Annotated in this window: 14 protein-coding genes; 9 read left to right on the top strand and 5 right to left on the bottom strand. The window is 59.7% G+C overall.

Features of this window, described 5'->3' with window-relative positions:
• Positions 1 to 47: 47 nt before the first annotated feature.
• Both ABLV49_RS08425 and ABLV49_RS08430 read right to left on the bottom strand, forming a co-directional pair.
• The gene (locus ABLV49_RS08425; RefSeq protein WP_349281152.1) at positions 48 to 425 is read right to left on the bottom strand and encodes an RNA-binding protein; all 378 of its coding nucleotides are present in this window, start codon (positions 423 to 425) and stop codon (positions 48 to 50) included.
• A 176-nt stretch (positions 426 to 601) separates the two neighbouring features.
• Positions 602 to 2398, bottom strand: coding sequence for a M14 family metallopeptidase (locus tag ABLV49_RS08430; protein ID WP_349281153.1), 1797 nt, complete (start codon positions 2396 to 2398; stop codon positions 602 to 604).
• A gap of 182 nt (positions 2399 to 2580) precedes the next feature.
• Here ABLV49_RS08430 and dusA point away from each other — a divergent pair, with 182 nt between their 5' ends.
• The 4 genes from dusA to ABLV49_RS08450 all read left to right on the top strand — a co-directional run bounded on the left by dusA (position 2581) and on the right by ABLV49_RS08450 (position 8634).
• A complete protein-coding gene (gene dusA, locus ABLV49_RS08435) occupies positions 2581 to 3594 on the top strand; it encodes a tRNA dihydrouridine(20/20a) synthase DusA (protein ID WP_349281154.1) in 1014 nt (337 codons plus the stop codon).
• A 190-nt stretch (positions 3595 to 3784) separates the two neighbouring features.
• Positions 3785 to 5707: a PrkA family serine protein kinase gene (locus ABLV49_RS08440; protein WP_349281155.1), complete on the top strand. Its 1923-nt coding sequence runs from the start codon at positions 3785 to 3787 to the stop codon at positions 5705 to 5707.
• Between the two features lie 63 nt (positions 5708 to 5770).
• Positions 5771 to 7045, top strand: coding sequence for a YeaH/YhbH family protein (locus tag ABLV49_RS08445; protein ID WP_349281156.1), 1275 nt, complete (start codon positions 5771 to 5773; stop codon positions 7043 to 7045).
• On the top strand, positions 7042 to 8634 hold the full coding sequence (locus tag ABLV49_RS08450; RefSeq protein ID WP_349281157.1) for a SpoVR family protein: 1593 nt from the start codon (positions 7042 to 7044) through the stop codon (positions 8632 to 8634). Before ABLV49_RS08445 ends, ABLV49_RS08450 begins: the two co-directional genes overlap by 4 nt.
• A gap of 23 nt (positions 8635 to 8657) precedes the next feature.
• Here ABLV49_RS08450 and ABLV49_RS08455 read toward each other — a convergent pair whose 3' ends face one another.
• Complete coding sequence (locus ABLV49_RS08455) at positions 8658 to 9293, bottom strand: GntR family transcriptional regulator (protein ID WP_349281158.1); 636 nt, start codon at positions 9291 to 9293, stop codon at positions 8658 to 8660.
• A 162-nt stretch (positions 9294 to 9455) separates the two neighbouring features.
• On the opposite strand from ABLV49_RS08455, the gene scpA reads away from it, so the two are divergent.
• From scpA to ABLV49_RS08480, 5 genes are read left to right on the top strand one after another with little or no spacing between them, the layout of a single operon-like run.
• On the top strand, positions 9456 to 11612 hold the full coding sequence (gene scpA / locus ABLV49_RS08460; RefSeq protein ID WP_349281159.1) for a methylmalonyl-CoA mutase: 2157 nt from the start codon (positions 9456 to 9458) through the stop codon (positions 11610 to 11612).
• A gap of 14 nt (positions 11613 to 11626) precedes the next feature.
• The gene (gene meaB / locus ABLV49_RS08465; RefSeq protein ID WP_349281659.1) at positions 11627 to 12643 is read left to right on the top strand and encodes a methylmalonyl Co-A mutase-associated GTPase MeaB; all 1017 of its coding nucleotides are present in this window, start codon (positions 11627 to 11629) and stop codon (positions 12641 to 12643) included.
• A gap of 49 nt (positions 12644 to 12692) precedes the next feature.
• Positions 12693 to 14225 carry an acyl-CoA carboxylase subunit beta gene (locus ABLV49_RS08470; RefSeq protein ID WP_349281160.1) on the top strand — a complete coding sequence of 511 codons (1533 nt, stop codon included), beginning with the start codon at positions 12693 to 12695 and terminating at the stop codon, positions 14223 to 14225.
• Between the two features lie 18 nt (positions 14226 to 14243).
• The gene (locus tag ABLV49_RS08475) at positions 14244 to 16292 is read left to right on the top strand and encodes an acetyl/propionyl/methylcrotonyl-CoA carboxylase subunit alpha (RefSeq protein ID WP_349281161.1); all 2049 of its coding nucleotides are present in this window, start codon (positions 14244 to 14246) and stop codon (positions 16290 to 16292) included.
• Positions 16289 to 16777 (top strand): VOC family protein, encoded by a 489-nt coding sequence (locus tag ABLV49_RS08480; RefSeq protein WP_349281162.1) that lies wholly within the window; start codon positions 16289 to 16291, stop codon positions 16775 to 16777. Before ABLV49_RS08475 ends, ABLV49_RS08480 begins: the two co-directional genes overlap by 4 nt.
• A gap of 83 nt (positions 16778 to 16860) precedes the next feature.
• Here ABLV49_RS08480 and ABLV49_RS08485 read toward each other — a convergent pair whose 3' ends face one another.
• Together ABLV49_RS08485 and rsxB are read right to left on the bottom strand one after the other, a co-directional pair.
• Positions 16861 to 20136 (bottom strand): response regulator, encoded by a 3276-nt coding sequence (locus ABLV49_RS08485; protein WP_349281163.1) that lies wholly within the window; start codon positions 20134 to 20136, stop codon positions 16861 to 16863.
• Positions 20137 to 20209: 73 nt separating this feature from the next.
• The gene (gene rsxB, locus ABLV49_RS08490) at positions 20210 to 20905 is read right to left on the bottom strand and encodes an electron transport complex subunit RsxB (protein WP_349281164.1); all 696 of its coding nucleotides are present in this window, start codon (positions 20903 to 20905) and stop codon (positions 20210 to 20212) included.
• Positions 20906 to 20948 lie beyond the last annotated feature (43 nt).

A 20948-nucleotide genomic window follows, 5' to 3' on the forward strand; every position in this document is an offset into this window, starting at 1 on the left:
CCGTTATGAGTTCAATGCAAGGCAAAACGGCAGGCCTGCAAGGGGATTTATTCGAGGTCCTCAATGGCCAGCATGTGGTATTTTTGGCCATATGAAAAAGGAAACTCCCGAATGATCGACATCAGGCGTTCCGAATCTTTATCCGAAGGTGCCTTGACCATCAATGCGTGGTGTCCGTCGCGGGCCAGGTCGATGTATTTGTGCACCGTGGCGCCTTCCGTTCCTACCGAAGGCAGCGGAACGGTTGATTCACCGTCAACCTTGCCAATTTCCTGAAGAATGACTTCCGGCGTCAGTAGCATGACGTTCTGCCCGCCAAAGCCTGCCGTTTCAAGTTTTTGGGCTGCGTTTTCGGCATTCTCGGCGTCAGGAAACATGATAAATGCGTATCCAGTAGGGTAAAAAACGCCTTGGATGGTCGTCATTTTGGGGTCCATCGAAAATGTTTTCACTGGATTTTCTCCTTTGGTTAAATTGCCTTATTTCGACATATAACTTTTCTGGTGTCTGTAGGCCGGCCAGCCTGCTGGCAGAGAGAAAATATCTGCAATGAAGTTGCTTTTTTACAAAATTCGCGAAACCAACCGGCTACTATGAACGCTCAAGGCAGCTCTTCAGCCTTTAACGAAGGTTCGGACATGATCCGTGCAGTGCTTGCAAGCCCATCGAGCAGCCGGTTTGCAAGATAGCTGCTGCGTGTATCAGGTTCCAGGGCTGCTATCGCCAGATTGGCCAGGGGTTGGTTCAAGGGCACGTAATAACTGCCTGCCGGCGCGTCAATCACGCCTCGCATCAGCGCAACATCGGTTTTGATGATGGGCTGGCCATCGGCCATGCTGCCTTGCTGCGCGTTACCCGTACGGGATGTCTCCCGATAAATATCGCCCAGCAGGGCGCTTTGTTCGAGTACCCGGAGAACCTGGACGCCTTGCAGTCGCAGCCGTTCGACCGCAGTTTTTGAAGAGGCTGAAAGCCAGTAACCGCAAGGGCGAACCCGTGACTTCAGGGGGCGCAGCGCAAGGGCCGAATCCCAATCGACGGTCACTGTTTTGTCTGCACCGGTCACCGGATCGAGCATTTGCAGGTCATATTGCGCAGGCGTGTTGGCGGCCTCGACAATCGATTGCCCCTTGCAGGCCTGGCTGCTGACTTCCTTTTCAAGATAGGGATGCAACTGGCCCAGTTCATTGGCGCGCTGGGCGGTGCTGCCCAGCACACTCGTGATCGCCGTGACATGGGTATGTACACGCCGCTGGATATGCAGCCGTCCAATGCCTGCGCCGCGCGTTTCGACAGCCAGACTGACGGAATTCTTCAGGCCTTCCACATTACGGCTGGTGACAGGTTCGGGGCTGCCCATGGCGATTTTGCGGTCGGCCGTATCTGTTGACGTGGTGTGGTACCACTCGCTGCTCAGGCCCTGGCCCTTGAGTGCAGCCAGGAGGGGGCGGCGATACCACTCCTCATCGGCCTTGGTCAAAAACTCGGGCAGATTGGCCACTGTGGAATATTGCACAAGTGCATCGAACTTTTGCACGGCATTGAATTTTTGCAGGTAAGGGCCCAGTACCGTGTATTCATGCGCGTCCAGCACCACCGTGGGCCGGTAGTCGCGTGCGAGTCGGGCCAGCGCCTGGGCTTCGGGCGTGTTGAGCAGTAAATGATCGCGGCTCATGTCCTGGCCGCTTGCGGTGAACGGTTGACCCCGCTCTGCGCCATCGGGATTGGCACGCGGAACAATCACCACATTGATGCGCTCAAGCAGTGGCTGCAGCAGTCCCTGTGCCAGTTCCCGGGCAATGACCAGCAGGGCTTCGCTGCCCGCAGGTTCGTCACCATGCTGCTGGCCGATCAGCAGTACGGTAGGTCGGCCTGTTGCCTGAAGTGCGGCAGGGTCGGTGCCCGTGCCGCGAGTCAGCACCAGCATTTCCAGTGGCTGGCCTTGCTGTGAGGTGCCGATAGGCAGCACGGCCGCCTTGACGCCAACCGAGCGGGACAGGGCTGTCGCCTGGTCGCGCAGCCAGATGTGGATTTCATCCTGGGTGGTGAATGTCGTACGGCTGGCTTGCAGACCCGGGGTGTTGTAAGCCATCGACGGCGCCGGAAAGCGGGCTGCAACCGCAGCGCTATAAGGCGCTGGTGCTTCAACAGGCCCATTTGCAATCACTGATGGCGGAGCAACCGGAGAGGTTTGCACCACAGCCGCAGGCTCAACCGGAATTGGCGTGCTGGCTGTGCCTGTCGTTGCAGCGGGGCGCGGAAGCTGAGGAACCCAGGGTGGCAGCTGCACCGAGGTGCAGGCGGCCAGCAAGGTTAAGGGGACGACGATTCCCAACAGCGCTGATGGCCTGCGACCCGATGAGGTATCAGAGCCTGTCGTGGAAGAAAAGAAGAGCATGGCGGTCATCCTTTGACTGGGGTATTGACCTTGGTCAGGCTGGATTGGCGAAATTTTTGGAACCGCTGATATTACCCCCGCAGGTTTCCCCGGAATGGCTGGTTTGTCCGTCCGCAAGCGTATTTGCGAAAGTCGTCATGGCCTCGATCCCGGCTTGACCAGCTTTCAGGGAAAATAGGCGCATGTCAATCCCCGTTTCTAGCGACGAATCCGTCCCTGCTGATAATCCCTGGCGCCTGAGCGTAGCGCCCATGATGGACTGGTCTGACCGGCACTGCCGTTACTTTCACCGCCTGCTGTCGCGTCATGCGCTGCTGTACACCGAGATGGTGACCACCGGCGCGCTGATCCATGGCGATGTGGGGCGGCATTTGCGCTTCAACGCCGAGGAGCATCCGGTCGCCTTGCAACTCGGCGGCAGCGAGCCGGCCGATCTGGCGCATTGCGCCCGTCTGGGCGAACAATGGGGTTACAGCGAAATCAATATCAATTGCGGCTGTCCCAGCGAGCGGGTGCAGCGCGGCGCTTTTGGCGCCTGCCTGATGGCCGAGCCGAAACTGGTGGCCGATTGCGTCAAGGCAATGGTTGATGCGGTAAGCGTGCCTGTCACGGTAAAGCACCGCATCGGCATTGACCGGGAGGAGCGTTATGAGTTTGTGCGCGATTTTGTCGGTACGGTCAGTGAAGCCGGTTGCAATACATTTATCGTGCATGCCCGCAACGCCTGGCTCAAAGGCTTGAGCCCGAAAGAAAACCGGGAAGTGCCACCGTTACGCTACGAACTGGTGCATCGCCTGAAGAAGGAGTTTGCGCATCTGACGATTTGCGTCAACGGTGGCATCACCACTGGCGAACAGGTGCAAGGCCAACTGCTTGAACTTGACGGCGTGATGATTGGCCGGGAGGCCTATCACAACCCCTGGTGGCTGGCCTCCTGGGATGCGGACTTTTTTGGCGCTGGCGGCGAGAGCATCACGCGTGAGCAGGTCGAGGCGCAGATGTGCGATTACATGGTGCGCGAAGCGGCCGGGCACGGTACTCCATTCAGCGCCATCGCCCGCCATATGCTGGGTTTGCGGCACGGTTTGCCGGGCTCGCGCCGCTGGCGCCAAGTGTGGAGTGACCACAAGCTGAAAACCCTGGATCCGCGCGACGTGATGATGCTGGCGCATGCGGATGTTCAAAAAGCAGCCTGAGCCAACTGTTCCAGGGGAGTGGTCAGGAGGATATTGCTTCCAATGATCGGGGTGTCGAATGACGCCGTTGATTCTTCTGCTCACAAACTCATCCTCGGTGTGCATTCAAGTCAGGAAAGCGGTACAGTTAGGCTGACTGTCGTTCACGATGATTGTGGTAATCAACCGCAGCCTGCCAAGGAGGATTTTTATGGATGTCGTCCGTAACTTTTTGACGCGTTATGAGCAAACGCGAGAAGAAGAAATATCCCTTGAGGAATACCTCGAGCTTTGCAAGAAGAACCCTCTTGTTTACGCTACTGCGGCCGAGCGCATGCTGGCTGCCATTGGCGAGCCTGAGGTGTTCGACACCCACCGGGATCAGCGCATGTCGCGTATCTTCGGCAACAAGGTGATCAAGATTTACCCGGCATTCCGCGATTTTTACGGGCTGGAAGATCCGATTGAACAAGTGGTGTCTTATTTCCGCCACGCGGCGCAGGGGCTTGAAGAAAAAAAGCAGATTCTTTACCTGCTTGGCCCGGTGGGAGGCGGCAAGTCCTCAATTGCCGAGCGGCTCAAGCAACTGATGGAGCAAGTGCCTTTGTACGCACTGAAAGACTCGCCGGTCAATGAGTCGCCGCTGGGTCTTTTCAACAATGCCGAAGACATTCCCCTGCTTGAAAGCCAGTACGGCATTGCGCCGCGCTATCTGCAGCGCATCATGTCGCCCTGGGCGGTCAAGCGGCTTGAAGAATACGGCGGCGACATCCGCAGGTTCCGTGTCGTCAAGCGCTTTCCATCCATCCTGAAGCAGTGCGCCATTGCCAAGACCGAACCCGGCGACGAGAACAACCAGGATATTTCCACGCTGGTTGGCAAGATTGATATTCGAAAACTTGAACTGTTCGCCCAGGACGATCCGGACGCCTACAGTTATTCCGGTGGTCTGTGCCTGGCCAACCAGGGCCTGCTGGAGTTCGTCGAGATGTTCAAGGCGCCGATCAAGGTGCTGCATCCCTTGCTGACAGCCACCCAGGAGGCCAACTTCAAGGGAACCGAGGGTTTTGGCGCGATTCCATTCGATGGCATCGTGATGGCCCACTCGAATGAAAGCGAGTGGAAAGCCTTCAAGAACAACAAGAACAATGAGGCTTTCCTTGACCGGATTTACATCGTCAAGGTACCGTACTGCCTGCGCACATCGGAAGAAATCAGGATTTATGAAAAGCTGATCCGCAATTCGTCGCTGTCCGGCGCTATCTGCGCGCCCGGCACGCTGAAGATGATGGCGCAGTTCGCCGTGTTGACACGCCTGAAGGAGCCTGAAAACTCCAGCATTTTCAGCAAGCTGCAGGTCTATGACGGCGAGAACCTGAAAGATACCGATCCGAAAGCCAAGAGCTACCAGGAGTACCGCGACTACGCCGGCGTGGACGAAGGCATGAACGGGATTTCTACCCGCTTCGCTTTCAAAATCCTGTCCAAGGTGTTCAATTTTGATTCCAGCGAAATCGCTGCCAACCCGGTGCACCTGATGTATGTGCTGGAGCAGCAGATCGAGCGCGAGCAATTTCCGCCAGAGATCGAGCAGCGTTACCTGGCGTTCATCAAGGAGTTCCTGGCGCTGCGTTATGCCGAGTTCATCGGCAAGGAAATCCAGACGGCCTACCTGGAGTCGTATTCGGAATACGGCCAGAACATTTTTGACCGGTATGTGACCTATGCCGATTTCTGGATTCAGGACCAGGAATACCGCGATACCGATACCGGCGAGATTTTTGATCGCTCGGCGCTCAATGCCGAACTTGAAAAAATCGAAAAACCGGCAGGCATCAGTAATCCGAAGGACTTCCGCAACGAGATTGTTAATTTCGTGCTGCGCAGCCGGGCCAGCAATGCCGGCAAGAATCCGAACTGGACCAGTTATGAAAAACTGCGTGCCGTCATCGAAAAGAAAATGTTCTCGAACACTGAAGACTTGTTGCCGGTGATTTCCTTTAACGCCAAGGCAAGTGCGGACGAAAAGCAAAAGCACGAGAACTTTCTTAACCGAATGATGGACAAGGGCTACAGCGCCCGGCAGGTGCGCCTGCTGTGCGAGTGGTATCTCAGGGTTCGCAAGAGTTCCTGACACACCGCAGTGCGGCATTGCATGCTGATGGCCTGTCTATCTTCCTAACAACCGGAGACCACCATGCTCCAGCAAGTCATTGACAGACGCTTGTCGGGCAAGAACAAATCCATAGGAAACCGGGAGCGTTTTCTGCGCCGCTACCGCAAGCAGATTCGGGAGGCTGTGCGTCAGGCTGTATCTGGCCGCAGCATTCACGATATTCAGCAGGGTGAGGACATTACCCTGCCACGACGTGATGTGTCGGAACCGGTGTTTGGCCATGGGCCAGGGGGTAGCCAGGAGCGGGTATATCCAGGAAATAAGGACTATGTGCGTGGCGACCACATTGCCCGCCCGAAAGGTGGGAGTGGTGGCGGCGGCCAGGGCCCTGGCGCCGGTCAGGATGGCAGCAGCGAAGACGACTTCGAGTTCCGCATCACACGCGAAGAATTCATGCAGTACTTTTTCGACGATCTGGCTCTGCCGCATCTGCTGCGCACACAGCTCTTGCCGGATGTGCCGGAATGGAAGACGCATCGTGCCGGTTTCGTTTCCGAAGGAACGCCCACCAACCTGCATGTGGTGCGGTCAATGCGCAAGGCGCTCAGCCGGCGGATTGCCATGGGGGGCGATGCCCGGCGCCAGTTGCGCAAACTGGAGTTGTTGTTGGCCACGATGCTGCACGATGCAAGCACCCCGCGCAGCGAGATACTTGCGCTGAATGCTGAAATTGAAGCATTGCGGCACCGGATTCTGAAAATTCCGTTTCTCGATCCATTCGACCTGCGATACCGCAACCGGGTCAAAACGCCATTGCCGGCTTCCAAGGCCGTCATGTTCTGCTTGATGGATGTGTCGGGCTCGATGAACGAGGCGCGTAAGGACTTGGCCAAGCGGTTTTTCATTTTGCTGTACCTTTTTCTCATGCGGCACTATGAGAAAACCGATGTCGTTTTTATCCGCCATCACACCCAGGCCACCGAAGTTTCCGAGGACGAATTCTTCCACTCGACAGAAAGTGGCGGCACCGTTGCCTCCAGTGCCTTGACGCTGATGCACCAGATCATTCAGGAGCGCTATCCGTCGAATGAATGGAACATCTACGGCGCCCAGGCTTCAGACGGCGACAACTGGCTGCAGGACTCATCCAAATGCCGGGCCTTGCTGGTCGAGAAGTTGCTGCCGGTATCGCGTTACTTTGCCTATCTCCAGGTCGCCGAGGAAAGCCAGAACCTGTGGGAGGAATATGCCCTGGTGCAAAAAAGCCACGCGCACTTCGCAATGCAGAAAGTGACCGATCCCTCCGGGATTTATCCGGTGTTCCGCGAACTGTTCAAGAAAGGACAAGCTGCATGAGCACGATGCTTCCCTCCGAAGACGCTGGCAGTGCCGTTACCTTGCAGTTGCCAGAGAACGCGGGCCAAGAGGGGCGGCGGACGGCGCTGCCCAGCCCGTCCGATTGGTCGTTTGAGTTGATTGAAACCTATCATGGCGAGATCGAACGCATGGCCAAGCGCTTTGGGCTGGACACCTACCCGGTGCAACTCGAAGTGATCACCGCCAGCCAGATGATTGACACCTATGCCTCTGTCGGCATGCCGGTGAACTACCGGCACTGGTCGTTCGGCAAGCAGTACATCGCCAGCGAAAAGAGCTACCGTCGCGGCCACATGGGGCTGGCTTATGAGGTGGTCATCAATTCCAACCCCTGCATTGCCTACCTGATGGAGGAGAACACCCTGCCGATGCAGGCCCTGGTCATGGCCCATGCCTGCTATGGACACAACTCTTTTTTCAAAGGCAACTACCTGTTTCGGATGTGGACCGATGCGTCTTCAATCATCGACTACCTGGTCTATGCCCGTGCCTATATCGCCGAGTGCGAGGAGCACCATGGGCTGGATGCGGTCGAGGATCTGCTGGACAGCTGCCATGCGCTGATGAACTATGGGGTTGATCGCTACCAGCGGTCACAGAAGCTGTCGCTGGCCGAGGAGGAAGCGCGCCGCAAGGAACGCGAAACCTATTTGCAGCAGCAGGTCAATGACTTGTGGCGCACCCTGCCCAAGGCGGCTGAGAAGCAGGTTGAAAAAGTGAATTCCCGGTTTCCGGCCGACCCCCAGGAAAATCTCCTGTACTTCATCGAAAAAAATGCGCCTTTGCTGGAGCCCTGGCAGCGCGAAATCATACGCATCGTGCGCAAGATAGCCCAGTACTTCTATCCGCAGCGCCAGACCCAGGTCATGAACGAAGGCTGGGCCACCTTCTGGCATTACACCCTGCTCAATGCCATGTACGACGAGGGCCTGGTCAGCGATGGTTTCATGATCGAAAACCTTCGCTCCCATACCAATGTTATTTTCCAGCCACCCTTGGCGCATGCGGGGTTTCGGGGCATCAATCCCTACGCACTCGGTTTTGCAATGTTCACTGATATCCGGCGCATCTGTGAACATCCCACCGACGAAGACCGGCACTGGTTTCCGGACATGGCCGGATCGGACTGGCATCAGGCGCTGGACCATGCCATGCGGCATTTTCGGGACGAAAGCTTTATCGGGCAATACCTGTCGCCACGGCTGATACGCGAGTTTCGCCTGTTTTCCATCCTTGACGATACCAGCGAGCTTCATCTTGAGGTTTCCGCCATCCATAACGACAGCGGCTACAGGCATGTGCGCGAGGCGCTGTCACGCCAGTACGACCTGAGCTTTCACGAGCCCAACATCCAGGTCTGGAATGTTGATGCGCGCGGGGACCGCTCGCTGACCTTGCGCCATACACAGCACAACAATCGGCCACTCAATGATGAGGTCAAGGAAGTCCTCAAGCATGTCGGACGGCTATGGGGCTTTCTGGTCCGGCTTGAAAGCGTTGACCGGCAGGGCAAAGTCAGCAAGCAGTGGGAGGTGGCACCGCCGTCCCATCGACATGTCAAAACCTGACTGACACCAGAGCAGACCAGACTTCAGGCCGCCGCCTCCAGGCCGTTCTTGAAATGCTCGCGCATCCGCTGGGCGGTGTTGGCGGCGTCGCGGGCCACCAATGCGGCCATGATGGCCCGGTGCTCGGCCAGTGACTCCTCGATACGGCCGCTTTTCAGTAGCGAGTTGTGGCGGTTGAGTTTCATCACCTTGCGCAGGTCGGCCACCATTTGGTCGCGCCAGCGGTTGCTGGCGATTTCCAGCAGTCGCATGTGAAACGCTTCGTTGACTTCAAAGAAGCGTTCCCGGTTGTTGACCGCCTTTTCCAGTTCGTTGTGCAGCCCTTGCAGTTCCATGAGCTGGGCATCGGTGGCTTTGGCTGCAACCACTTCGGCGGCATCGCTTTCGAGCAGGGCCAGCAAATGGTAAACATCCGCCAGATCGCTGTCCGACACCTCGGTGACATAGGCGCCGCGCCGCACTTTCATGGTCACCAGCCCCTCGGTGGCCAGCACCTTCAGCGCTTCGCGCAGGGGCGTGCGACTGATGCCGTATTCATCGGCCAGTTTGAGTTCGTCAATCCAGCTGCCTGGAGCGAGTTCGCGGTTAAAGATGCGCTGGCGCAAAAGCTCGGCAACTTCTTCGTAAAGCGCACGGGGAGACAATGAAATTTCAGCCATAGCCTCTAGTCTAAAGGCAAGTCCGGTAGAATATTTTGAATCAATAATTATAAATAATGTAAACTTCGCCGTACTGTTACAAGACTGCTTCGGATAGATGTCATTGCCAAGGCCAATGGCCAGGACACTCTGCCAAGCTCAACCAAGACTGCCGACCCCACCATGAGTTCAACGCCCACTCCTTTCAACGCCGCCAGTCTTGAAGCCTGGGCCAAATCGGCCGCCAAATCCGCGCCAAACGGTGACCTGGACGCCCTGAACTGGCAAACGCCTGACGGCATCAGCGTCAAGCCGCTGTACACCGCCGAGGACATCAAGGATCTGCCTTACACCAACACCCTGCCGGGATTCGAGCCCTTCATTCGCGGCCCGCAAGCCACGATGTATGCGGTGCGGCCTTGGACAATCCGCCAGTACGCGGGTTTTTCGACCGCTGAAGAATCGAACGCTTTTTACCGCAAGGCGCTGGCGGCCGGCGGGCAGGGCGTGTCGGTGGCGTTTGACCTGGCCACGCATCGCGGCTACGACAGCGACCATCCGCGCGTGACGGGCGATGTCGGCAAGGCCGGCGTGGCGATTGACAGCGTGGAGGACATGAAAATCCTGTTCGACCAGATTCCGCTCGACAAGGTCAGCGTTTCCATGACCATGAACGGCGCCGTGCTGCCGGTGCTTGCAGGCTATGTGGTGGCGGCGGAAGAGCAGGGCGTGAGCCAGGACAAACTCAGCGGCACCATCCAGAACGATGTACTCAAGGAGTTCATGGTTCGCAACACCTACATCTATCCGCCAGCGCCCAGCATGCGCATCATTGGCGACATCATCGAGTACACGGCGCAGAACATGCCGAAATTCAACTCGATTTCGATCAGCGGCTACCACATGCAGGAAGCCGGCGCCAACCAGGCGCTGGAACTGGCGTTCACCCTTGCCGATGGCAAGGAGTATGTGAAGACCGCCTTGGGCAAGGGCCTGGACGTTGACGGTTTCGCCGGTCGCCTGAGTTTTTTCTGGGCCATCGGCATGAACTTCTACCTGGAAGTCGCCAAGATGCGCGCTGCCCGCCTGCTGTGGTGCCGCATCATGAAGGGCTTCGACGCCAAGAACCCCAAGAGCCTGATGCTGCGCACCCATTGCCAGACCAGCGGCTGGAGCCTGACCGAGCAAGACCCCTACAACAACGTGGTGCGCACCACCATCGAAGCCATGGCGGCGGTGTTTGGCGGCACGCAAAGCCTGCACACCAATTCGTTCGACGAAGCGATTGCCCTGCCCACCGAATTCTCGGCGCGCATTGCCCGCAACACCCAGCTCATCATCCAGGAAGAAACCCACATCACCAGCGTGATCGACCCCTGGGCCGGCAGCTACATGATGGAAAAGCTCACCCAGGACATGGCCGACGCGGCCTGGACCATCATCGAGGAAGTCGAAGCCATGGGCGGCATGGTCAAGGCTGTGGACAGCGGCTGGGCCAAGCTCAAGATCGAAGCGGCGGCGGCTGAAAAGCAGGCCCGCATCGACAGCGGCAAGGACGTGATCGTCGGCGTCAACAAGTACAAGCTCAAAACCGAAGATGCCATCGAATCGCGCGACATCGACAACGTGGCGGTGCGCGATGGCCAGATTGAACGCCTCAAGGCCATCCGGGCGCAGCGCGATGGTGCTGCCGTGCAGGCCGCGCTGGATGCGCTGACTGAAGCGGCGGAAGGCAACAGCGGCAATCTGCTGGACCTGTGCATCAAGGCCGTGCGCCTGCGCGCCACGGTGGGCGAGGTCAGCGACGCGCTCGAAAAAGTGTATGGCCGCCACCGCGCCGACACCCAGAAGGTGAGTGGCGTGTACGCCGCCGCCTATGACTCGGCCGAAGGCTGGGAAACCCTCAAGAGCGAAATCAACGCCTTTGCCGAAACTGAAGGCCGCCGCCCGCGCGTGATGATTTCAAAACTCGGCCAGGACGGCCATGACCGGGGCGCCAAGGTCGTGGCGACTGCATTTGCCGACCTTGGCTTTGACGTGGACATGGGGCCGCTGTTCCAGACGCCCGAAGAATGCGCCCGCCAAGCGATTGAAAACGACGTGCATGCCGTGGGCGTGAGCACGCTGGCCGCCGGTCACAAGACGCTGGTTCCCGCCATCATTGCCGAGTTGAAGAAGCAGGGCGCCGATGACATCATAGTCTTCGTCGGCGGCGTGATTCCCCGGCAGGATTACGAGATGCTCTATGACGCAGGCGTCAAGGGCATCTACGGACCCGGTACGCCGATTCCGGCCAGTGCCAAGGATGTGCTGGAGCAGATCAGGGCTGCCCTGAAGTGACTCAGAGCACCTTGATGGAGGGCGTGCTGCGCGGCAATGCCGCCGTGCAGCGCCGCGCCATTGCCAAAGCCATCACCCTGCTCGAATCGACCCGGGCCGATCACCGCGCCCAGGCCGACGAATTGCTGACGGCGCTGCTGCCGCACACCGGCCAGTCGTTCCGTCTGGGCATCAGCGGCGTGCCCGGCGTCGGTAAATCGACCTTCATTGAAGTCCTCGGCCTGTACCTGATTGCCAGTGGGCACCGGGTGGCGGTGCTGACCATCGACCCGTCATCGACCGTCTCGGGCGGCTCCATTCTGGGCGACAAGACTCGCATGGAAAAGCTCTCGGTCGAGGAACGTGCCTACATCCGTCCCAGCCCCTCCAGCGGCACCCTCGGCGGCGTCGCTGAAAAAACCCGTGAAGCCATGCTGGTCTGCGAAGCCGCCGGCTATGACGTGGTGATTGTCGAGACCGTCGGCGTGGGCCAGTCCGAAACCGCCGTTGCCAACATGACCGACATGTTCGTGGTCATGCAACTGCCCAACGCCGGCGACGACTTGCAGGCGATCAAGAAAGGCGTGATGGAACTGGCCGACCTGGTGGTCATCAACAAGGCAGACATCGACGCCAATGCCGCCATGCGCGCCGAGGCCCAGATCAAGTCCGCGATGCGCCTGTTCGGCCTGGTCAACAATGCCATGGCTAACAACAAAGGTGAGGCGCAAGCGGCTGATTTCGACAAGCAGTGGCATCCACAGGTGCTGCAGCTCAGCGCGTTGCACAACAAGGGCGTTGATGCCTTCTGGGCGGCGGTGATGCAGTTTAAAAATTTGCAGACGGCCAACGGCAAGCTGGCCAGCCGGCGCCAGCAGCAGGCGCTCTCATGGATGTGGGAGCGGATTGACACCGGCTTGAAGCACGCATTCCGGCACGACCCGGCGGTCGGCGCCATGCTGCCGTCCTTGCTGGAACAGGTCGGCAATGGCCGGCTTCCAGCCTCGACTGCAGCACGAAATCTGCTTTCTGCGCATGCGCAGCGGGCATAAGTAGCTATCAATTAAATAGCATAAAACCACAGCATAAAGAAAGCGAACCATGCAGGAAATTCTTGAGCAACTTGAAAGTAAGCGCGCTGCGGCCCGCCTGGGCGGTGGCCAAAAGCGCATTGACGCGCAGCATGGCAAAGGCAAGCTGACGGCGCGTGAGCGCCTGGATGTGCTGCTCGACGAAGGCACGTTCGAGGAATGGGACATGTTTGTCGAACACCGCTGCAGCGACTTCGGCATGCAGGACAACAAGATTCCGGGCGATGGCGTGGTCACCGGCTACGGCATGATCAACGGCCGGCTGGTGTTCGTCTTCAGCCAGGATTTCACCGTGTTTGGCGGTGCTTTGTCAGAAGCCCATGCCGAGAAAATCTGCAAGGTCATGGACCAGGCCATGAAGGTCGGCGCGCCGGTGATCGGCCTGAACGACTCGGGCGGCGCCCGCATCCAGGAAGGCGTGGCCTCGCTCGGCGGCTATGCCGACGTGTTCCAGCGCAACGTGATGGCCAGCGGCGTGATTCCGCAGATCAGCATGATCATGGGGCCTTCAGCCGGCGGCGCGGTGTATTCGCCCGCCATGACCGACTTCATCTTCATGGTCAAGGACAGCTCCTACATGTTCGTGACCGGCCCCGAAGTGGTCAAAACCGTCACGCACGAGGAAGTGACGGCCGAGGAGCTTGGCGGCGCCATCAGCCACACCACCAAAAGCGGCGTGGCCGACCTGGCGTTTGAAAATGATGTCGAAGCGCTGATCATGCTGCGCCGTCTCTACAACTACCTGCCGTTGAACAACCGCGAAAAAGCGCCGATGCGCCCCAGTGCCGACCCGGCGAACCGGATGGACATGAGCCTGGACACGCTGGTTCCCGAGAACCCGAACAAGCCCTACGACATGAAGGAACTCATCGCCAAAACCGTGGACGATGGCGATTTCTTCGAGATCCAGCCCGAGTACGCCAAGAACATCATCATTGGTTTTGCGCGCATGGAAGGCCAGTCGGTCGGCATCGTGGCCAACCAGCCGCTGGTGCTGGCCGGCTGCCTGGACATCAAGAGTTCGATCAAGGCGGCCCGATTTGTGCGCTTTTGCGATGCCTTCAACATTCCGGTGATCACTTTTGTCGATGTGCCCGGCTTCATGCCCGGCACGGCGCAAGAGTACGGCGGCATCATCAAGCACGGCGCCAAGCTGCTTTACGCCTACGCCGAATGCACGGTGCCGAAAATCACCGTGATCACCCGCAAGGCCTACGGCGGCGCGTATGACGTGATGAGTTCCAAGCACCTGCGCGGCGACGTGAACTTTGCCTGGCCGAATGCCGAGATTGCCGTGATGGGCGCCAAGGGTGCGGTCGAGATCATCTTCCGCGAGGACAAGGGCGACCCGGCCAAGCTGGCCGCCAAGGAAGCCGAATACAAGGCTAGATTCGCCAACCCCTTCGTCGCCGGCGCGCGTGGCTTTATCGACGACGTGATCCTGCCGCATGAAACCCGCAAGCGCATCTGCCGCTCGCTGGTGATGCTCAAAGACAAGAAACTTGAAAATCCGTGGCGCAAGCACGGGAACATTCCGCTGTAAGCGCCCGAGGAAAAGACTATGTTTACCAAAATTCTGATTGCCAACCGGGGCGAAATCGCCTGCCGCGTCATTCTCACCGCCCGAAAAATGGGCATCAAGACGGTTGCGGTGTATTCCGACGCCGACAAGGATGCGCGCCATGTGGAACTGGCCGATGAGGCCGTCAACATCGGTCCCGCGCCCAGCCGCGACAGCTACCTGCAGGCCGAAAAAATCATTGCCGCCTGCAAGCAGACCGGCGCGCAGGCCGTTCACCCCGGCTACGGCTTTCTGAGCGAAAACTCAGGCTTTGCCAAGCGGGTGGAAGAAGAAGGCATTGTCTTCATCGGTCCCAAGCATTATTCGATTGCCGCCATGGGCGACAAGATCGAGTCCAAGAAACTGGCCGGCGCGGCTGGCGTGAACTGTATTCCCGGCGTCAACGACGCGATTGAAACCGCCGAAAAAGCGGTGGAAATTGCCCAGGGTATCGGCTACCCGGTCATGATCAAGGCCAGCGCGGGCGGCGGCGGCAAGGGCTTGCGCGTGGCTTTCAACGACAAGGAAGCTTTTGAAGGCTTCACCAGTTGCCGCAACGAGGCGCGCAACAGCTTTGGCGACGACCGCGTGTTCATCGAGAAGTTTGTCGAGGAACCACGGCACATCGAGATTCAGCTGATCGGCGACAGCCATGGCAATGTCATTTACTTGAATGAACGTGAATGCTCGATCCAGCGCCGTCACCAGAAGGTGATCGAGGAAGCGCCGTCGCCCTTCATCAGCGACGAAACACGCAAGGCCATGGGCGAGCAGGCCGTGCAACTGGCCAAGGCGGTGAAATACCAGTCGGCCGGCACGGTCGAATTCGTCGTCGGCAAGGACCAGAGTTTTTATTTTCTGGAAATGAACACGCGCCTGCAGGTGGAGCATCCGGTCACGGAATGCATCACTGGGCTGGACCTGGTGGAGCTGATGATTCGCGTGGCGGCGGGCGAAAAGCTGCCGCTCACGCAAGATCAGGTGAAGCGCGACGGCTGGGCCATTGAATGCCGCATCAACGCCGAAGACCCGTTTCGCGGCTTTTTGCCTTCGACCGGCCGGCTGGTGCGGTTTCAGCCGCCGAAGGAAACCATGTTTGCCTCGGACACGTCGAAGTGGTTCGGCGTGCGGGTCGATACCGGCGTTCAGGATGGCGGCGAAATCCCGATGTTTTACGACTCGATGATTGCCAAGCTCATTGTTCATGGCACTGACCGCAACGATGCGATTGCGAAAATGCGCGAGGCCCTCAACAGCTTCGTGATTCGGGGCGTCAGCAGCAACATTCCGTTCCAGGCGGCCTTGCTGGCGCATCCGAAATTCGTCGCGGGTGACTTCAATACCGGCTTCATTGCCGAAAACTACGCCAACGGCTTTCGCGCCGAGGATGTGCCGCATGACGATGCCGATTTCCTGGTGGCGCTGGCCGCCTACGTCAATCGCCGCATCCGGGCCAGGGCTGCGGGCATCAGCGGCCAGTTGCCGGGCCATGGCGTCACGGTGGGCGAGGAATATGTGGTGATTGGCCTGGGCGACAGCGGACTGAATACGCCACGCCCTGCCGTGGTTCGCGATTACCAAGCCATTTCGGGCTCCAGCGCAGTCGAGACGGGCGCTAAGCGCTATGAAATATGTAGCGGATGGCATTTGGGCGGCGCGCGCATCAGCGGCACCGTGAATGGCCAGCCGTTTGCCGCGCAGGTTGAGCGTGGCGTGGGCCGGAATCCCCTGGCTCTGCGCATCATTCACAACGGCACCCGGCTCGATGCCATGGTGTTGTCGCCGCGCGCTGCCGAACTGCATGCCCTGATGCTTCACAAGGCGCCGCCTGACATGAGCCGCTATGTACTCTCGCCCATGCCGGGCCTGCTGGCCGAGGTGTCGGTGCAGGTGGGGCAAAAAGTCCAGGCTGGTGAACGCGTGGCCGTGATTGAAGCCATGAAGATGGAAAACGTGCTGTTTGCCACCGCCGATGGCGTGGTCGGCAAGGTGCTGGCCGCCAAGGGCGAGTCGTTGAGTGTGGACCAGCCGATTGTGGAGTTCGTATGAGCCCCCGCCCGTTCAAGGTTCTGGGCATCCAGCAAATCGCCATCGGCGGCACCAGCAAGGAGCGCCTGCGCACCTTGTGGGTGGACATGCTGGGTCTTGAAGTCACCGGCAATTTCGTCAGTGAACGCGAGAATGTCGATGAAGATATCTGCGCCATCGGCAGCGGCCCGTTCAAGGTCGAGGTCGATTTGATGCAGCCGGTGGATATTGAAAAAAAACCTGCCGTTCACACAACACCGCTCAACCATGTGGGGCTGTGGATTGACGATTTGCCCAAGGCGGTTGAATGGCTGACGGCGCAGGGCGTCCGTTTTGCGCCGGGTGGCATCCGCAAGGGGGCCGCCGGCTTTGACATTTGCTTCCTCCATCCCAAATCCAATGAGGCATTTCCTGTCTCCGGTGAAGGGGTGCTGATTGAGATGGTGCAGGCGCCGCCCGAAGTCATCAACGCCTTCGCAGCGATGAGCAAGGCGCACGCGGCATAAAGTCAGTCGCTGGAGTCGCTGGAGTCGCTGGCGTCGGACCGCCCGGCTTCAGCGGGGCGCGAGCAAGGCCCTGGCTGGGCCGTTCAAGGCTGGCTGATGGCCGCTTTTGCGTTGGTGCTCAGCCATGCCTTCAGTTCGGTTTGTGTGACCAGCCAGCTTTCATCGAGGTGCCGCGAGACCTGATCCATCTCGGGTGGAATGGCGCCTGACATGGCCAGTTCCTCGATTCTTGCGGTCAGCGCGACCAGTGCCTGCGCGCCGACGTTGGATGCCGAGCCTTTCAGCGCATGAGCGGCTTCGGCCAGCCGGGCTGCATCTGTTTGCGCATCGGCAATGGCGGTCAGGCGCGCCGGGGTGTCAGCCATGAAAATTTCAATGACTTCGCGCGCGGTCTCCAGGTCGGGGTCAAATTCACGAAATTCTTCGAGCCGGGTGAAGTCCACGGCTCTTTGAGCGGGAGAAGCAGAGTACGCGGGCAGGGCGCTGGCGGCCGGTTCAAGAGTTGCGGTTTCCGCCCAGCGCGCCAGCGCGCGGGTCAGCTCGACCACCTGCAACGGCTTGGTGAGGTAATCATCCATGCCTGCGGCTTCGCAGCGTTCCCGGTCTTCGATGGAGGCATCAGCCGTCAGTGCGATGATGGGTGGCGCTGCATGGCCAAATCGTTTTTTGATCGTCTGCGTGGCTTCCAGCCCATCCATGCCCGGCATATGCAGGTCCATCAGGATCGCGCCAAAGCGCCTTGCGCTGTTCATGCTGTCGGCCACGGCCGTCACGGCTTGCACGCCATCAGCGGCGGTGACGGCGTCGTAGCCCAGTCGCGCCAAAATACCGCAGGCCACCTTCAGGTTGACCACGTTGTCGTCGGCAACCAGAATGGTCACGTTTTTCCGGATGTCCACCCGCTCTGCCTTGATGGACTGCAGCACCGAGTCCGAAGACAGGCAGCGGGCCAGCGCCTCGAAAAGCTGGTTCTGGCGCGCGGGCTTGAGCAGCCGGGCATTGAAGGGGCCGGCGCCTGCACCGCCTGGCATGAAGCCGGAACTCAGGAGTATCAGCGGCAGGCGCTCGCTGCCGGGCCTTTTGCGGATGTGGCCGGCCAGCTCAAGGCCGTCCATGCCCGGCATGTGCATGTCGGTGATGATGACGTCTGGCAGCGGGGTGTGGTCCAGCACGTCCAGCGCCCCGGCACCGGACACGGCGCTGGCCACGCGCATGCCCCACTGCCGCAGCTGGCGCATCAGCACCCGGACATTCACATGGTGATCGTCCACCACCAGAACGCGCTTGTCCTGCAGGGCCGCCGCGTCGAGCGGCGTCAGCTCCTTGGGCAATTCGGCCAGCGCGGCGCGCACGGTGAACGAAAAAATCGAACCCTTGCCGAGCTTGCTCGTGACGCTGATCTCGCCGCCCATCAGCTCGACCAGGCGCTTGCAGATGGCCAGGCCCAGGCCGGTCCCGCCATATTTGCGCGTGGTCGATGCATCGACCTGCATGAAGGCCTCGAACAGCGCGCCAACACGCTCCGGAGGAATGCCGATGCCGGTGTCGTGCACGCTGAACTCGATCAGGGCCAGTCCCTGGGCATCGGGCGCTTCGGCCAGCCGGCTGTGCACGGAAACCGCACCATGGTCGGTGAACTTGACCGCGTTGTTGACCAGGTTGATGAGAATCTGGCGCAGGCGTGTCACATCGCCCAGGATGGCAGGTGGCGGACCACCAGCCGCCGCGCCCGGCACGTCAACGATCAGTTCGATGCCTTTTTCGCGGGCGCGCGGCGCGGCGATGTCGCAGGCTTCCTCGATCATGTTGTGCACGCTGACGGGTTCGCTCTCCAGGTCAAACCGGCCGGACTCGATTTTGGAAAAATCCAGGATGTCGCTGATCACCGCCAGCAACTGGTCGCTGGAGAGCCTGATGGTCTGAAGAATGTCGCGCTGCTCGGCATCAAGAGCGGTTTCGGCCAGCAGGGTGCTCATGCCGACCACGCCATTGAGCGGGGTTCGGATCTCGTGGCTCATGGTGGCGAGGAAGGCCGCTTTGGCGCGCACCGCCTCCTCGGCGACCTGACGCGCGCGAACCAGTTCGGACTCGCGCGAGCGAACCTCTTCTTCGGCCGCACGGGCGCGCCGGCTTTCGACTTCGGCTTGCGTCTTCTCCGTGCGCATCCGGTCGGCCACGCGGTTGAAGGCCAGCACGACTTCGCCCAGTTCGTCGTGCGTGTCCAGCGTGATGGCCTTGTCCTCGCGGTTGTCCAGCATGCGCTCGGAAGCTTCGCGCAGGCGTGTGACGGTTCGCATCACGCCGGCATAAAAGGCCAGCAGCAGGTAGAGCACGACGGCCAGCACGGCAGCGACGAAGACGATCACCCCCAGCATGCGCTGCTGAAAGCTCTGGATGCGTGTCTTGAGCAGGGTTTCCAGTTCTGCCGACTCACGCTCGCCCAAAATGTAATTGGCGGCTTGCCCGCGCGTCAGCAACTGCCCGGCCGTGTCGGCGCTGGCCGGCACTGCTTCAGGCTCTGTCAGGCTGCGCAGGGCGGCCACAGCGTCCTTGATGGCCTGGTTATAGGATTGCACCGCGTCGGTCAGGCGCAACTTGAGCTGGCCGGTTTTTTCATTCTTGAACGCCGTCTGGGCGCCGTACTGGGTACGGCTCAGATTGGATTCAATCAGGCCGCTGAGCCGGATCAGGTCGGCGTTTTCCCCCTCTTTGGCCCGTAGGGGGAGTTTTTGCATCGGAGCCTGGCTGCGGGCCTGCACCAGCAGCCGGGCCTGCAGCAGCAGGTCGGCGGCATCGGGCAGCTTGAGCAGGACCGCCTCCATCAGGTAATACGAGTCGAGGTCGGGGTCGAGGATCAGGTTGGAGATATCGCCTACATGCGCCACCAGCGTGCTGATGTCATCTTGCAGCATGCCGTGCAGCGCGTCGGTGTTCACCGGTGGTACGTCGAGCAGCCGGTGAGAGAGGAAGAGGGCGTTTTCCTTGATGATGCCCAGTTTGGCGGTGGACTCAAGCTCGCTTCCGAGCTGCGCATCGATCTGGTCAAGTTCTGCCAGCCCGGCCTTGATGCTTGCCTGCACCCTCACCAGTTCGGGCCGCTGGTCGGCCTGGCCACTCCGGTAGGCGGCGGCGACCAGCCGGCTGCGCGCGACCTGTTCCTGAAGCGAACGCAAAGGGCGCAGGTAATGCACGCCCGCGATTTCCTTTTCGGCGAACTGGATCGAGCGGTTGATTTCTCCGACCAAAAGATAGAGCGTCAGCCCCAGCGGCAGTGCAAAAAGCAGAAAGATCAGCAGGAATTTGCGCGGATAGGTCAACCGGTCCATCAGGCGCCGCGCGGGGCCAAGAATGGAACCCATGGCAAATGTGGATGCTTTAGGGCGTGCGGCTATGGGTTCCGGGCAAGAGTTGCTGATGCCGGGCGGCTCTGCGTCAATCATTGTTGCGCCGTGCCCGGGCACTTGCCAGGGCCGCCTGGATCACCGCACGCTTGCGTTGCGCCTCTTCGTCCCCGAGCGGGAGTGGCAGGACTGACGGCTTCGCTGGTGTGGGCGATACTTTTTCCTGAAGCTTTTCAGGCTGGGCGTTGTTGTCGTGCGTGTGCTGCATGCGATGGGATTCGTAGCGTTTTCGGGCGGTTTCTGCATCCTGGGGCGACCAGGCGTTCCAGCCGGTGAGGGTGCCGGTAAGGTTTTCCAGGCTGATGCAGTCCACAGGGCAAGCCGCAACGCACAGTTCGCACCCTGTGCAATAGGGCTCGATCACGGTGTGCATCAGCTTGTTGCTGCCGATGATGGCGTCGGTAGGGCATGCCTTGATGCACAGGGTGCAGCCTATGCACCAGGCTTCGTCAATGATGGCGACCGCGCGTGGAGCTTCAACCCCATTGAGCGGATTCAGCGGCTGCACCGGCAAGCCGGTGATCCGTGAAAGGCGCGCTATTCCTTCCGCGCCGCCCGGCGGACACTGGTTGATGGCGGCTTCACCCAGGGTGATGGCTTGCGCGTAAGCCGCGCAATCGGCGAAACCGCAGCGCGTGCATTGCGTTTGGGGCAATGCCGCATTGATACGGTCAAAGAGGGTGCTTTGGGGGGGAGAAATCACGGCGCTATTGTCCCACCGCTCCATCAGCCCCTGGTTCTGGCGCCGTCATTTGACCGACCGCGCCAGG

Source organism: Polaromonas hydrogenivorans (genome assembly GCF_040105105.1).
Lineage (GTDB): Bacteria > Pseudomonadota > Gammaproteobacteria > Burkholderiales > Burkholderiaceae_C > Polaromonas > Polaromonas hydrogenivorans.